The following is a 14,132-nucleotide window of genomic DNA, read 5'->3' as shown; positions in this document are numbered from 1 at the left end:
CAAATTGTGCAGCAGTAGCTGGCTAGAAGTTTCCAATTAGTTCATAGCTAGGGGTGCCAACGGCTGAGAGGAGCTTACTCCAACCCTCGAACCTGATGTGGTTAGTACCACCGTAGGAAAGCTTTTATTTCCTGGTTTAAAAAGCTGTTTCCCACCTCTTTCTATGGCTAAAAAATAAAAAATGAGAGGAAGAGGAAAAAATGGTTTATACTACTCAAATGGATGCCGCTAAGAAAGGTATCATCACCAAACAAATGCGCATTGTCGCTCAGGAGGAAAACATTGATCCCGATGTACTGCGTCAGTCGGTGGCAGACGGTAAGGTCGTCATTCCGGCCAACCGGAATCACATCAACCTTGCGCCCAAAGGAGTTGGGGAAAGACTTCGTACTAAAATCAATGTAAATTTAGGTGTCTCTAAAGATTGTTATAATATTGATTTAGAATTAGAGAAGGCCAAAAAAGCCATCGAATTAAAAGCGGAAGCCATCATGGATCTTAGTTGCTATGGCAAAACTGAAAAGTTTCGCCGCAAATTGATTGACATGTCCCCGGCCATGATCGGTACTGTACCGATGTATGATGCGGTGGGAATGCTCGACAAAGCATTAAAAGATATTACAGTGGATGAATTTTTTAAAGTTGTCGAAAAACACGCTGAAGACGGCGTAGATTTTATGACTATCCATTGCGGTATGAATCAAGCAACCGCTGAGCGGATTAAAAAGAACAAGCGCCTTACCAACATTGTTTCTCGTGGTGGTTCCCTCCTGTTTGCCTGGATGGAACTTAATAACCAGGAAAATCCGTTTTATGAATATTATGACCGCCTACTCGACATTTGCGAAAAATATGACGTCACTTTGAGTTTAGGCGATGCTTGCCGCCCTGGGTCGATCAACGACTCAACCGATCCCGCCCAAATCGAGGAATTGATTACACTGGGTGAGTTAACCAAACGGGCATGGGCCAGAAATGTACAGGTTATGATCGAAGGTCCGGGTCATATAGCACTCAACGAAATCGCGGCCAATATGCTCTTGGAAAAGAAGCTCTGTCACGGCGCACCCTTTTACGTGCTTGGCCCGCTGGTAACCGACATTGCTCCCGGCTATGACCATATCACCAGCGCCATCGGCGGCGCCATCGCGGCTGCCAACGGCGCCGACTTCCTGTGCTACGTAACGCCGGCAGAACATCTTCGTTTGCCAAATTTGGACGATATTAAAGAGGGAATCATCGCCACACGGATCGCTGCCCATGCCGCCGATATTGCTAAAGGAATCCCGGGAGCGCGCGATTGGGATAATCAAATGAGTGCTGCCCGCGCCGACGTTGATTTTTCGCGGATGATTGAACTCGCCATTGATCCTGAAAAAGCAAGAAAGTATCGGGAAGAATCCACCCCTGAGTGCGAAGATACCTGTACTATGTGTGGCAAAATGTGCCCAATGAAGAATATCAAGAAACTTTTAAACGGCGAAGACTTAAACATCGCATAACAGCGTGGATATACTGATGAAACAAGTTGCGGAAACAGACACTATTTTGCAACTGAATGAAGTAATTGAACAGTATCATTCTTCCCTGTTATTTTTGCGCGAAAGATATTATGCTTCCGATGTGCGGGTTCAATATTTTAAAAGTATGCTTGAAGCGTTAACTTGTTGCCGGCAATATCTTATATTTGAGCGCCGGATGGTTAATTCTGGATTAAAAGATGATTACCGTTTTTCTTGGTTTATAACCTTTGTCTTTTTTCCAGCAGCCTTTAACTGCATCGAAAGATCACTTGGATTAGTAAGCAGAGATTGGGAAGGCGCTACAAAAAAAGCAGAATATACTCAATCAATCTCTATGTTATATTCGATACGCTCAAGACTTCTTCGTCAACAAGGTCACTTTGAGGAAAGCGGTAAAATTGAACTGACTACCTATCAGGGCCAACCATTTGTCTTTACATATGGTGGCACTGTTGAACTGGTTAACTCAGAGCTGCTTTTTAGGATTCTTAAGGACCTGGGCGCCTTATTCTCCGAGCTAAAAACAAAAGAGTTTGGTCAGCCAGTAAAGTATTCATCGGCACTTTAAAAATTCACCAATTGACCAATTGCATGATAGCAATCTTGTGTTGGGACGATTGGTACCACAATGTGCATGATATATACAAACTGTACAAGACACTGTCTTATCTCCACTATTTTTCTTGAATTTTTTTAGAAAATTATTGGTACCGTCACAAGTATTGCTGTTTGGCTTGAGTACTTGTGGCGGTATCTTTTTGTTGGTTCAGATGTCTTTTGATAATGTGTACAGTTGCCATCCCTATTGTGAATAGTTCAATATAGAGACAAGGAGAGGAATTATATGGATGCTTATCAAGCGCTGGAAAAATTAATCAACGGGAACAAGCGGTATGTCATGGAAAGGTATGCCAAAGGAAACATCGGACCGACGCGAAGATTAGAATTGGTTAAAGGCCAAGATCCATTTGCAGTCATACTTGGTTGCTCAGATTCCCGCATACCTCCGGAAATTGTATTTGACCAAGGGCTTGGCGACCTATTTGTAGTACGTACAGCCGGCCAAGTAGTAGACGACGTTGTGCTCGGAAGTATCGAATATGCTGTAGATCATCTTGCAGTACGGCTGATTGTTGTGTTAGGTCATGAAGACTGCGGTGCAGTTAAAGCAGCATTAGCAAATAGTCAAGGCCCATGCCATATCAAAGCTATAACTCAGGCTATCCAGCCTGCGATTGAAAAAGCAAGCGCCCAAACCGGGAATTTATTGGAAAATACCATCAAAGCCAACGTCGACTATATCATCTGGAAATTACAAACATCAAGCCCCATCCTGAGCAAGGCTATTACAAAGAAGGGCTTGCAAATAGTTGGGGCTGTCAAAAATATAGGTGATGGCAGCGTCAATTTCCATTACGCAGATGCATTTGCGAGCGTATAGTTGGTGGTCGCGTAAAAATATGCTGTTCTTTCTAACGCTTCAGCTGTCGTTTCTTTTTAACACGCTGTCAATTATTTTTTTTGCTTCAACCAAGTTAACACTAGTGTTTTCGATCATTTTAAACAGGTCAGCAGCCATGTTTAACGGGTTTGGATACATAGGAGCATTAATCATTTCTTGAAGGTGATCATGCTTCTTGGAATATCTGGCAAGACCGATTTCATCGTTGTTTTGTTTAGCCTTATAAGCACTTACCGAATACAGGCTCCTCAGGGCCGCCAGCAGTTCAACGGCCCCATCATAGCGCGATCCAACCAGAACTTCGAGGTCGGTCTCCTGGCCGCAAATCCCGCACCGGGCTACAATCTCGCCACTATCTAATTTGTTTACTATTTCAAATTCAAGGGTATTACATTTGACACAAAGCAATTTTGACGTATAGTCATCACTAAACCCACAATGTTTCACTTTAATACCACCTCTCTTTTGGTAATACTTAGTATTACCAAAATTTGGTATTTATAAAACATACTATGAAAATTTCTTTTAAAAAGAAATAAACGCACCGACATAGCCAGTGCGTCCATTTTCCTAGTATCAGTTATGTTAAATTTGAAACCTCGCGGCAGCTGCGCGCAATTCCTCGGCCATTTTTGCAAGTGCCTGGCTTGCTGACACAATCTCCTCCATAGCTGCAGATTGTTCTTCTGTACCGGCCGACACCGTCTGAGTACGACCAAGTATATCTTTTCCGGTTCTATCTATATCCCGAATAGCTACTACAATCTGGCTGCCGCTCGCCGCCATTTCTTCAATTGACGCTGATATACCCTTGACCTGATCAGATACATGGTCTATAAGCGATACAATTTCCTGGAACTTTTCACCCGCAGTATGCACTACTTGGGCACCAACCTCGACTTCTTTGGTCCCCTCGCGCATGGATACTACTGCCTTATCGGTGTCATTTCGTATTTCACTAATCAATATTGCAATATGCTTAGCCGCTTCCTGTGACTGTTCTGCCAATTTTCGAACTTCCTCGGCAACCACGGCAAAACCTTTTCCCTGTTCGCCTGCACGGGCAGCTTCTATTGCGGCATTGAGAGCCAGTAGGTTGGTTTGGCCTGCAATATTGGAAATTGTACCCACTATCTGGCCAATTTCTTGCGAGCGGGCTCCCAGAGCTGATACTACCACGGCTGAATCATGCACCGTCTTGGCAATACGCTCCATCTGGCTAATAACAGTATTAACCGCCTTACTGCCTCCTTGGGCAGCGTGAGCAGTTCTGTCAGAACTAGCCGCAACACTATTAGCGTTGGACGCAATCTGTTCAATATTGGACGACATTTTCTCAATCGTTGCTAAGGTCTGCCCTAACGATTTGAACTGCAGTTCAGACCCCTGGGCGACATTTGTAATAGCATTTGCCACCTGATGTGCGGCCTGAGCAGACTGATCGGCACTAGCAGTCAGTTCTTCAGAAGATGCCGCTACCTGTTCGGACGTCTCTGTAACCTGACTAATTAAGCGACGTAAGTTTTCTATCATCGCGTTAAATTCCGTCCCCAGTTGACCAATCTCGTCTTTAGAACAACGATTTAGCCGCTGCGTGAAATTCCCTTGAGCAACTTCCCGCACATGCTCCACCATTTCGCTAAGTGGCATAGCAATTACCCTTACTATTAACCAGCCGAAAATACCTGCAAGTATAATGGTACAAGAAGTTATACCAAAAATAAGTTTTTCTACTAAAGAAGCATCAGATAATCCTCGCGCATTCGATTCTTCTGCTAATTTCTTGTTGTAGTCAATAAGCTCCCGTCTTAGTTCTGTTGATTTACTAAACACTGGATTGCTTGCAACATATAATTCAAATGCCTCTGTTTGTTTACCGCTGGTAGCTAACTTAATAATATCTTGACGAGCTTTCCGATATCCTGTCAATTCTCTTTCTAATTCTTCCAATTTTTCCCGCTCATATGAATCCAGGTGCGTTTGCTTGTACTCTTCCTGCAATTGGTTAATTTTGCTCGTGTTATCTTGGATATACCCTATAATAGCCTGCTGCTTTACCGGATCAGTAGTTAAAATTATCTCAAGCAATTTGGATTCGGAATCTTTACTAATTAGCCGCACTTCACCAAGCAATTGAATCGGTGTTAAGCGTTCCCCGTACATTATTGCAATTTCATTACTTAATGTTCTGGCTGAATATAAACCAGTAAAACCTACGCCCAACAAAAACAATGCCATGAATACTATTAGACTGTAAATTTTGGTAGCTGTTTTCAAATTTGATACAATATTCATGACTCCCCCTCCCAATCTGTTAAATATTCTTTATTTTTAAAAATTTCTTTATTTCCCAGCAATTCCCTGCTGTGACCTAAATGAATCTTATTTACAAAATAAACAGTATTATAAGGAGGTGAAAGTCTGAAATCGTTAGTAGCTGTCTCCACCCAAGTAGAAGGGCATAGCAAACAAGCCATCAAAACGATGACTATATGGAAGAATATGGGAAATATGTGTTGGAATCGTTACGTTGCAGCCGCCATAATACGGTAACCCTGAGCTTTGGCCAATAAAATCGCTTGTTCTACCGTGATTTCACGGTTTACTGGAAGAACATCCGATTTTTATACAAATCAGCGTTATAGGGTTCTTTCTTCTTCAAGATGTGATAGATGGCCGTTAACAGCATTCGCGCAATGGCAATTATGGCGCGTTTGTGACCTCGACGCTTTTTGAGTTGTAAATAGCGGTTTCAAAAGAAGTATCGAGCGGATTGTCCAAAAGTTTGTCAATGATATTCATGGAGCTTATGCCGAAGGTATCCGAAACCACGTTTCCCAACTGAATATTCGAAACCGTTAAGCTGTTTTGTAGCCGATTCTTCTCGCTCGACGAAAAGTTCGTCAGCTTAAAACGATAGCGCATCAAGTCACGAAGCTGCCGGATGGGCAGGGGAGGCATAAAGCTACCAGCGACAAGATCGTGCTTAAATAAATCGGCAATCCATTTGGCATCTTTTTTATCCGTCTTTTTGCCGCGGATCGCCTTGACGTATTTCGGATGTGCCAGCGTGATGTTGCAGGAATCTTCAAGAACATTGAACACGGGAATCCAGTATTTCCCGGTAGATTCCATACAAACATCTTTACAATTATTTTCACAAATCTATTGTGACAGCTCTTTCAGGCCTTTAGTAAAGGTGGAAAAGCGATGGCTTTTGTAGGTAGTGACTCCTTTGCTGTCAGTGGAAGCGATACAGGCCACGACAAAGGTTTTGTGGACATCGATTCCGCAGCATATGGTATAGACAATTTTTAAAGCCATAGGGAAACTCCTTTCTAAAATATACAGGGATAGACAGCATTGACTGATTGCCTGGCGATAAACGAGTTGTTTATACAAAGATAAGTCTGCGTGCTCGAAGCGACACTTATTTGTGCTTGGAAAGGCAATCTACACATATAACCATGCGGTCACCCAAATAGGTGGCTCACTCACCTCCGCGTGATTTGTAGTTAACTGGTATCCCTGTGCGTTTAGAATAATAAAAAGTTCGCTCAAAGCACAACGATTTCATCACGTTTTGTGCCTTGAGCGAAGCGAAAGGAATGGGTATAACCATGAGAATATTACTAGTCGGCGGAGCCGGCGACGTGGGAAAACATGTTGCGCGCTATCTTTGCCAAAAAGGTCATAAAGTAATAATCCTTGACAAAAATGAAGTAACGATTTCCCCGGAAACAGGCAATAACCTTGCTGCCTACAAGGCTGATCTTACAGATGTTGCCCTAGTTAAAGACCTAGTGGTCAAAACCGATGTTATTGTAAATTTAGCCTGGAGTTTTAGCGATGATCCGCGAGTATTATTCAGCAGCGATATTGGTGGTCATATCAATTTGCTGGAAGCAGCTTCGACTGAAAAGAATAAGCGCCTCATCTACACAAGTACTGCCGGGGTCTACGGTACACCTCCTCCCCAGATAATTGATGAAGACTATGTTTGCCGCCCTGAACGAGCCCGCAAACCTTTATATGCCATAGCCAAACATTGTGCCGAACAACTAAGTCTGACCTTCGGGCGTGACCGGGGTGTACCAGCAACTGTTTTCCGTTTTTGGTGGGCCTTCGGTGATGCCATTGGCGGCAAACATCTGCGGGAGTTAATAAATCTGGCCCTGTCCGGCCAGCCGCTCCGAATGGTAAACGGCGCTGGCGGCGTATTTGTCAGCATGGACGACCTGGGGGCGGCGATTGAGTTAGCTGCCCAAAATGAGCAAGCAATAGGCCAAATCTATAATATTGGCAGTTTGTTTTTGTCCTGGAAGGAAATCGGTCAGATGATTATTGAATTAACAGGTTCCCAATCACCGCTTGAGCTAGTTGATTCGAAGCACTGGAGCGGCCCGGCTTTTCTGAATGAAACATGGCAGCTAAGCTGGGATAAGGCTGCAAGAGAAATCGGCTACCGCCCGCAGTTGTCTGAAACCGCCGGACGTGCCGCCTTTCAAAAGGCCCTTGCCGCCTGTATTGCCGCATTAGCAAAGTAGCGTATAATTGAAAAAACGCGTTAAAGAAGCGGGTCGTTGAAAAGACGGCCCGCTTCGGACTTAGCATATATAATTCAGTATCAAAGTAAAACCATCTACCTCACGTTATTGAGACCATTGCTTTGCTGCCGAAGATCCTATCAGACGCTCCCGCCAATCTCTGGCATGTTCAAAAACCAAAGAAACACCATTAGTTTCCAGCTGTGCCTGCAAGTTGGCCAACAGTTCCAAGCTTTTGCAGTCAATATAGAATACCCCTACCATATCAAGACATATAAAACGGCTTCCATCACGAACTCTGTCGCCAATAATTGCTTGCAAAACTTCCGCATGCTCCCGGTAAATATCGCCTTCAATGCATAGACACGTCTGCTGCCCGTCCAAACTCATTTGTATACGCATCTCAGCTTTTTTACCTCCTTTTGATTCGATTAAAGCACTATCAGTTGTTTTTAGTGCATTTCCCACCGCAGCCACCCGCGCAGTGGCACTGGGTCTCGCCGCGAAGCTCCCGCCAGATGATTCTGGCGATGTATCCAACGGCAACAAGGCCTACTAGGAGCAACACCATTTTCTCCATATTTATCTCACTTCCTTTATTTAATAGCCAAGAAAGCTTCCTGTTTGATAAATCAGAAAGACCGCCACCCACGCCAGTACAGTAAAGTAAACCGGGCTAAAGAGAGCCCATTTCCATGAATTTGTTTCCCGCTTAATAATGGCTACTGTGGCTAAACAAGAGCATAAATGAGTACGAAGACCATCAGCGCATACGCAGTTAACGGCCTAAAACCGTCATCGCTGCTCAGCGCCTGCTGCAAGGCTACCGAGCCTTCATCCGCATCGCCCACATTATAGATGGTTCCCATGGTGCTAACCAAGACTTCTTTAGCTGTAAACGCGGATATTAAACCGATACCTGTCCGCCAGTCAAAGCCCAGGGGCTTTATTACCGGCTCAATAAATTTTCCTAACTGGCCAGCATAGCTTTTAGCTAATTTTTCGCCAGCCTCTTCTTTTTTTAAGGTATCAATTTGGTCGTCAACCCCACCTTTAAGTTCTAGATAACGCGTAGCTAAAGGAAACAGCTCCGGATTGGCTGCCTCCAGTTCGTGCAGCTTATTATCTTTAGCGGCTGTTAACGCCGTCAGTTCCTGACTGTCAGCGGCAAGACCCTCTGTTTGTTTTTCAAATTCTTCATTCACTGTAGTTAAATCAGCAATTAGAAATTGTAAATCCGGATTATCCTCTACAGCTCCAATATTTAACGGTTTCGTAACTTCTTCTTCCACTTGTTGACTGAAGGCAGCTTCCGTCTGGGTCATTAAGCTTTGATAATCTTTACTGTAAGCGACATCATTGGGATAGTTAACCAAAAACCAAACTAAAATAGATACTGCCAGAATAATGGTACCGGCTTTTTTCAAATACAACACACTGCGTTCCCACATATGCATCAGGACGGATTGTACAGTAGGAACCCGGTAAGGCGACAATTCCATGACAAAAGGTTCTGCTTCGCCGGGGAATAAAACGCTACGGAAAACACGCGCCATAACTACTGCTAATAAAATACCCAACACGTAAATGGAAAACAATACTGTCCCTGCTATGCTTTCCTGGAAGAACGCTGATTTTAGTGCCCATACTCTCAGCCACATCGACCATATTTAGCGCTAGTACAAGACCATATCACCTGTCTGATGCCCATAACAATCATTAATCTGTTTAAAAAGGTAAGGTCCCAATAATCCAATAACAAAAGCCACTCCCATGCCAATGGCAAGCGCTTGATTAAACGCTTCATTCCTGTTTATGGTTGCATCAGTCGCCACCAACACAGTCACCAATGGTATAATTGCGGCCGCCAGTGCCAGAATCTTTAATTTTGTGATAATCCTCACGGTTCTCTCCCCGTTCCGGCGGCAACATGCTATCATGACCCTATTTTTAAGCCGGAAACATTCCGAAAAAACATCGTATAGTCCTTAGCATAACAAACAATTCGTAACATACTTCCCGCACTAATAACACTTTCCATGATTTTCGGAAAACCAGGCACCCCTTTGCTATGCAGGAAATTACCGCTGGTAAAGTCGAATGTCAGATAAATTTTTCCGGCCGGCAAAATTCCCTGCACAACCTTTGATAAATCGCCGAAATCTGCCTGAGTAAATTCCCTCAGGATGGTAATCTGAAAATTGGTTTCTTTGTTTTCCATCGCAAATGCCATCTTAGTAGTTAAAGGCCTGTCACAATTGCATAGTGTGAGCGTAGGTCCGGTTTGGATTCCTACCTGTCCAGTTGTTGTCGCAACAATTCATGACATTTATGCCGGCGCTTCATCGCAATGATAATGATTATCATTATCTTGACGATTATATTATTGCAGACATCAAAATTTCTGTCAAGAGATTTTTTTTCAAATCAAGCCTCACCATTTACCAAAATAAAATAAGGCCGTCCGGAAAAGACGACCTAAAATTAACCTTTGATTATTCTGCTCCCACGCCCAGATAAGCTCTCATAGATTCCTTATCATACAATTCTTGTGCTTTTGCCTCTTTGGTAAACAGTGATACAATTATGCCAATAAGGAAGGAAAGCGGTATAGAGATGATTGCGGGATTAGTCATTGGAAACAGTGCTTCCTGGTTTTTGAGTAATGATACCCAGACTGTCGGACTAAAGCAGATTAGAATAATTGCCACAACAGCTCCGCAAATAATACTCGCTACAGCTCCTTTGGTGCTAAAATCTTTCCACATGATCGACAACACTAACGCTGGAAAGTTTGCACTGGCGGCTACTGCAAAAGCTAACCCCACCATAAAAGCAACGTTTTGCCCTTTAAAAGCCAGGCCAAGCAAAATGGCCAAAAATCCCATGGCTATTGCCGATGCTCTAGCGACTTTGACCGCTTCGTTCTCGGAAGACTGGCCCTCTTTTAGGACATTGACATATAAATCATGAGCAAGCGTAGAAGCGCCCGCCAATGTTAGCCCGGCGACCACAGCAAGAATGGTAGCAAAAGCAACTGCCGCAATAAATCCCAGAAAAAATGTACCACCAATAGCTTCGGCCAAAAGGAGGGCGGCCATATTACCCCCTGAATCAATGTGCCGGATTACATCCTGACCTACTACAGCCATGGCCCCAAACCCAATGATGAAGGTCAAGATATAAAAGTATCCAATCCACGCAGTAGCATAAAAGACTGATTTCCTGGCTGCTTTGGCATCCGGGACAGTATAGAAACGCATTAAAATATGAGGTAATCCGGCTGTTCCAAACATAAGTGCCATGCCCAGTGAAATGGTATCCAGTGGTTTGGAAACAAGTCCACCGGGAACTAAGACTTTGCCGCCATATTGTTCAGCAGCCGTACCAAAGAGATTGATCGGGTTAAAATCAAAAGATATTAGAGTCATAACTACCAGAACCGTAGCCCCACCGAGTAAGAGAACGGCTTTTATGATCTGAACCCAGGTAGTAGCCAACATTCCGCCAAAAAGGACATAGGCCATCATGACAGCACCTACAATAACCAGCGCAGTTTCGTACGACAATCCGAAAATAAGTCGGATCAAGGAACCGGAGCCAACCATTTGCGCCACTAAATAAAAAATAATTGTTATTAATGATCCGATACTGGATGCTATCCGTATTGGGCGCTCGCTAAACCGGTAGGCCACTACATCACTGAATGTATATTTTCCCAGATTTCGCAATGGTTCGGCAATAAAAAACAGCATGATTGGCCAGCCGACAATCCAGCCAACTGAATAAATCAGCCCATCATATCCTGTCAAAGCCACGAGTCCGGCTATGCCAAGAAAGGATGCGGCGCTCATATAATCTCCTGCCAGAGCCAAACCGTTCTGAAATCCTGTTATATTTCTGCCGGCTGCGTAGAATTCCGTAGCCGATGTGGTCCGCTTAGCCGCCCAGTAAGTAACAGCCATTGTTATAGCGACAAACAGAAAGAAGAAAGCAATAGATATACCGTTCGGTTGGCCTAATGTTGTTTTGAATTCCATGGCATCCTTACCCCCTTAAAATTAGCCTCAATTTTGTAGCAAGCTTGTCATAGACTGTATTGGCCCACCAAACATAAGTCCCTGTTACCATCAAGGCCAGTATAATTACGCCAAGACCTAATGGTAATCCCATGGTAATATGCACCCCGATTTTTTGTTCAAATAATTCTTTATTAAAAGCAAGAGCCAGGATATAACCGAAATATCCAAAAAACATCAGACTTGCTAATACTAACGATATTCCCCTCTTCTTGGTCACCATACCGCGAAATGCTTGGGCAATTGCCTCTGACCGGTCTTTCATCACAATCCTCCTCTGTACGATACGAAATTGCTTAATGAAAAGGACAGGTCGTGATGCTAGGAACCTTTACTAACCCCGGGTCCCGAGCATCACGACGAATTTCTCATCTCACAAAACAACTATCCTGGCTAACCTTCTGTTTTTAGGCTGTCACACCCCAATCGTATCATTTCAGTATCAGCGCCGTGAATACCACATAGCGGGCATACCCAGGTCTGAACTCTCAGTAGCACCTCTTTATCATCGAAATTATATCTAAGCAGCGTATATTTCGAAGTTAGTTCCGCGTGTTCGCACCAATTTGATAAATCCATATTCCCCCTCCTCGTATAATAGAATTAGATCCACCGGATAGCGTAATTTCCAGTAAGGAAACACATATTCCGGGGAACCGGTTCCCAATTCTGAAGAAGCTCTTTTTACCCCGAAATATTATCCACATTCAGCCTGTAATGCGCGCGGTTATAGGTTGTGGTTAATTCCTTCTATGGTTAAAGACGCTTTTTCAGAATGGATTAATAAACTTCAACTGAATAAGAACACTGATTGAAGTCAGCAATTCTTACTTTGGCGTCAATTTGATACGCCCGGGGCACAGGCCCAATTCCAGAGTTGCTACAATTCAACAGTGATTGAAACCGGCCAGCCGGAGTATGTATATGCTCCCTGTCGCTGGCTGGTTTTTTACTGCCTTTTTTACTCATTACCTACCTTGAATCTTGGACTTGCTCATGGGACAATGGGATCGACAGGTACTTTTCGGGAGATTTCTTCTCCTCCTTGCGGATCCACACTGGATACTGCTGTAGAAAGCCGGCTACCCGTGGTCCATCATCGAGTATCTAACCGCTAGTTGCACCAGTCTGGAAACTGGGGGTAGCACCCACACTGTCTGTTTCCTGTACATGAGTTCTGATGACGAGGCTGCTTTAGATGGTTCCCATGGGCACCCAGGTCTGAGAAGTATTTGATTATTTATCCGAAGGGAGGTGTGGATTATGGCTAATCTTATGGTAGGCATTGACGTTAGCCTCCGCTCTCATTCTGTACAGTTCATGAATGATTGTGGGGATGCTTTAGAATCTTTTAGCATTCCTAATAACCTGATAGGCGCTCAAACTCTACTTGAACGTATTCTTCAATCGGCTCAAAAACTTCAATCTGAACTTATTCGTGTAGGCATGGAAGCCACTTCGAATCTTGGTTGGCATTTGGCTCATTTCCTTAAAGCTAACCTCCATCAAACCCAAGGTTCCAAAGCTCAGGTCTTTGTCCTTAATGCTAGAAAAGTGGCTCGTTTTAAGAAAGGCTATGATACTCTTCCTAAGAACGACCGCATTGATGCCTGGGTGATTGCAGATCAACTTCGGTTTGGCCGTCTTCCACATGAGTTGACTTCTACTATTCAATTTGAGGCTCTCCAGCGTTTGACCCGAACCCGCTTTCACCTTATGCAAAATATCGCCCGCGATAAAACCTACTTTCTCAATCAAGTCTTTTTGAAATTTAGTGGGCTTCGCCAAGATAATCCCTTTTCCAATATGTTTGGCTCTACTTGTTTAGCTGTTTTGCAAGAACTTGAACCTGAACAGATTGTCTCTATGTCCATTACAGAGTTAGTAGACTTTTTGAAGGAAAAAGGGAAGAATCGCTTTGACGATCCGGAGCAATTGGCTTCTTTCTTGCAAAAACTTGCCCGCTCGTCTTATCGTCTTGATAAAGCTATGGCTGATCCTGTTAATCTCTCATTATCCGTTATGCTCAGTGTTATTCAGACTATGGAAAAAGAAATTGCCAAACTGGATAAAGAGATTGAAAAAATCATGAAGTCCATTCCCGAAACCTTATCATCTGTGAAAGGGATTGGGCCGGTCTTTGCCGCCGGTATTATCGCCGAAATTAGCGATATCGCTCGCTTTTCTCACCACAATTCTCTTGCTAAGTATGCTGGACTTGTTTGGTCTCAGTACCAATCGGGAGAGTTTGAAAGTGAGGAAACCAAGCGAGTTCGTACAGGCAATAAATATCTGAGGTATTATCTAATACAGGCAGCTAACCTCGTTCGTCGATATGACAGTGAGTATGCTGCTTTTTACGCCGAAAAATATGCCCAAGCATTCAAGCATCATCACAAACGTGCTCTCGTCTTAACTGCCCGAAAACTGGTACGGTTGGTCTTTATGCTACTAAAGACCAAGCAACTGTACACACCGCCTGAGAGGAGAGGTTAGTTTTTTCTTCTAATTGGCAGCCTTT

The 14,132-nt window shown here is 43.7% G+C and carries 16 protein-coding genes and 1 riboswitch; of the genes, 5 read left to right on the top strand and 11 right to left on the bottom strand.

Translation table 11 applies throughout. The features are described from left to right. Positions 1 to 39 precede the first annotated feature (39 nt). Positions 40 to 136: riboswitch (TPP riboswitch) on the top strand. Positions 137 to 200: 64 nt separating this feature from the next. From thiC to SCACP_RS05095, 3 genes are all read left to right on the top strand, one after another. After that, positions 201 to 1,502 (top strand): phosphomethylpyrimidine synthase ThiC, encoded by a 1,302-nt coding sequence (gene thiC, locus SCACP_RS05105; protein WP_425060307.1) that lies wholly within the window; start codon positions 201 to 203, stop codon positions 1,500 to 1,502. A gap of 16 nt (positions 1,503 to 1,518) precedes the next feature. Then, complete coding sequence (locus tag SCACP_RS05100) at positions 1,519 to 2,091, top strand: hypothetical protein (RefSeq protein ID WP_425060306.1); 573 nt, start codon at positions 1,519 to 1,521, stop codon at positions 2,089 to 2,091. A gap of 276 nt (positions 2,092 to 2,367) precedes the next feature. Then, on the top strand, positions 2,368 to 2,964 hold the full coding sequence (locus SCACP_RS05095) for a carbonic anhydrase (protein WP_425060305.1): 597 nt from the start codon (positions 2,368 to 2,370) through the stop codon (positions 2,962 to 2,964). A gap of 39 nt (positions 2,965 to 3,003) precedes the next feature. Here SCACP_RS05095 and SCACP_RS05090 read toward each other — a convergent pair whose 3' ends face one another. From SCACP_RS05090 to SCACP_RS05075, 4 genes are all read right to left on the bottom strand, one after another. Then, complete coding sequence (locus SCACP_RS05090) at positions 3,004 to 3,432, bottom strand: hypothetical protein (protein ID WP_425060304.1); 429 nt, start codon at positions 3,430 to 3,432, stop codon at positions 3,004 to 3,006. Positions 3,433 to 3,570: 138 nt separating this feature from the next. Continuing rightward, positions 3,571 to 5,280, bottom strand: a complete 1,710-nt coding sequence (locus SCACP_RS05085; protein ID WP_425060303.1) for a methyl-accepting chemotaxis protein — start codon at positions 5,278 to 5,280, stop codon at positions 3,571 to 3,573. Positions 5,281 to 5,688: 408 nt separating this feature from the next. After that, positions 5,689 to 6,120: an IS110 family transposase gene (locus SCACP_RS05080; protein WP_425060302.1), complete on the bottom strand. Its 432-nt coding sequence runs from the start codon at positions 6,118 to 6,120 to the stop codon at positions 5,689 to 5,691. 30 nt (positions 6,121 to 6,150) lie between these two features. Beyond that, positions 6,151 to 6,309 (bottom strand): hypothetical protein, encoded by a 159-nt coding sequence (locus tag SCACP_RS05075; protein WP_425060301.1) that lies wholly within the window; start codon positions 6,307 to 6,309, stop codon positions 6,151 to 6,153. Between the two features lie 266 nt (positions 6,310 to 6,575). Here SCACP_RS05075 and SCACP_RS05070 point away from each other — a divergent pair, with 266 nt between their 5' ends. Then, entirely contained in the window at positions 6,576 to 7,532 is a 957-nt protein-coding gene (locus tag SCACP_RS05070) for an NAD-dependent epimerase/dehydratase family protein (RefSeq protein WP_425060300.1), read from the top strand. Between the two features lie 105 nt (positions 7,533 to 7,637). On the opposite strand, the gene SCACP_RS05065 is transcribed toward SCACP_RS05070, so the two are convergent. The 7 genes from SCACP_RS05065 to SCACP_RS05035 all read right to left on the bottom strand — a co-directional run bounded on the left by SCACP_RS05065 (position 7,638) and on the right by SCACP_RS05035 (position 12,190). Then, entirely contained in the window at positions 7,638 to 8,009 is a 372-nt protein-coding gene (locus SCACP_RS05065; protein ID WP_425060299.1) for an STAS domain-containing protein, read from the bottom strand. Positions 8,010 to 8,263: 254 nt separating this feature from the next. Continuing rightward, positions 8,264 to 9,193, bottom strand: a complete 930-nt coding sequence (locus SCACP_RS05060) for a nucleoside recognition domain-containing protein (protein WP_425060298.1) — start codon at positions 9,191 to 9,193, stop codon at positions 8,264 to 8,266. A gap of 15 nt (positions 9,194 to 9,208) precedes the next feature. Further along, on the bottom strand, positions 9,209 to 9,436 hold the full coding sequence (locus SCACP_RS05055; RefSeq protein WP_425060297.1) for a hypothetical protein: 228 nt from the start codon (positions 9,434 to 9,436) through the stop codon (positions 9,209 to 9,211). 32 nt (positions 9,437 to 9,468) lie between these two features. Further along, entirely contained in the window at positions 9,469 to 9,753 is a 285-nt protein-coding gene (locus SCACP_RS05050; RefSeq protein WP_425060296.1) for a hypothetical protein, read from the bottom strand. Positions 9,754 to 10,027: 274 nt separating this feature from the next. Then, positions 10,028 to 11,572 (bottom strand): sodium:solute symporter family transporter, encoded by a 1,545-nt coding sequence (locus SCACP_RS05045; protein ID WP_425060295.1) that lies wholly within the window; start codon positions 11,570 to 11,572, stop codon positions 10,028 to 10,030. Between the two features lie 7 nt (positions 11,573 to 11,579). Next, positions 11,580 to 11,876, bottom strand: a complete 297-nt coding sequence (locus tag SCACP_RS05040; protein ID WP_425060294.1) for a DUF485 domain-containing protein — start codon at positions 11,874 to 11,876, stop codon at positions 11,580 to 11,582. 128 nt (positions 11,877 to 12,004) lie between these two features. Next, on the bottom strand, positions 12,005 to 12,190 hold the full coding sequence (locus SCACP_RS05035) for a hypothetical protein (RefSeq protein ID WP_425060293.1): 186 nt from the start codon (positions 12,188 to 12,190) through the stop codon (positions 12,005 to 12,007). Between the two features lie 684 nt (positions 12,191 to 12,874). On the opposite strand from SCACP_RS05035, the gene SCACP_RS05030 reads away from it, so the two are divergent. After that, positions 12,875 to 14,107: an IS110 family transposase gene (locus SCACP_RS05030; RefSeq protein WP_425057924.1), complete on the top strand. Its 1,233-nt coding sequence runs from the start codon at positions 12,875 to 12,877 to the stop codon at positions 14,105 to 14,107. Positions 14,108 to 14,132 lie beyond the last annotated feature (25 nt).

The organism is Sporomusaceae bacterium ACPt, from assembly GCA_041428575.1.
GTDB classification, from domain to species: Bacteria; Bacillota; Negativicutes; order Sporomusales; family Sporomusaceae; genus Sporomusa_D; species Sporomusa_D carbonis.
This window is presented reverse-complemented; position numbering and strand designations above follow the sequence as displayed.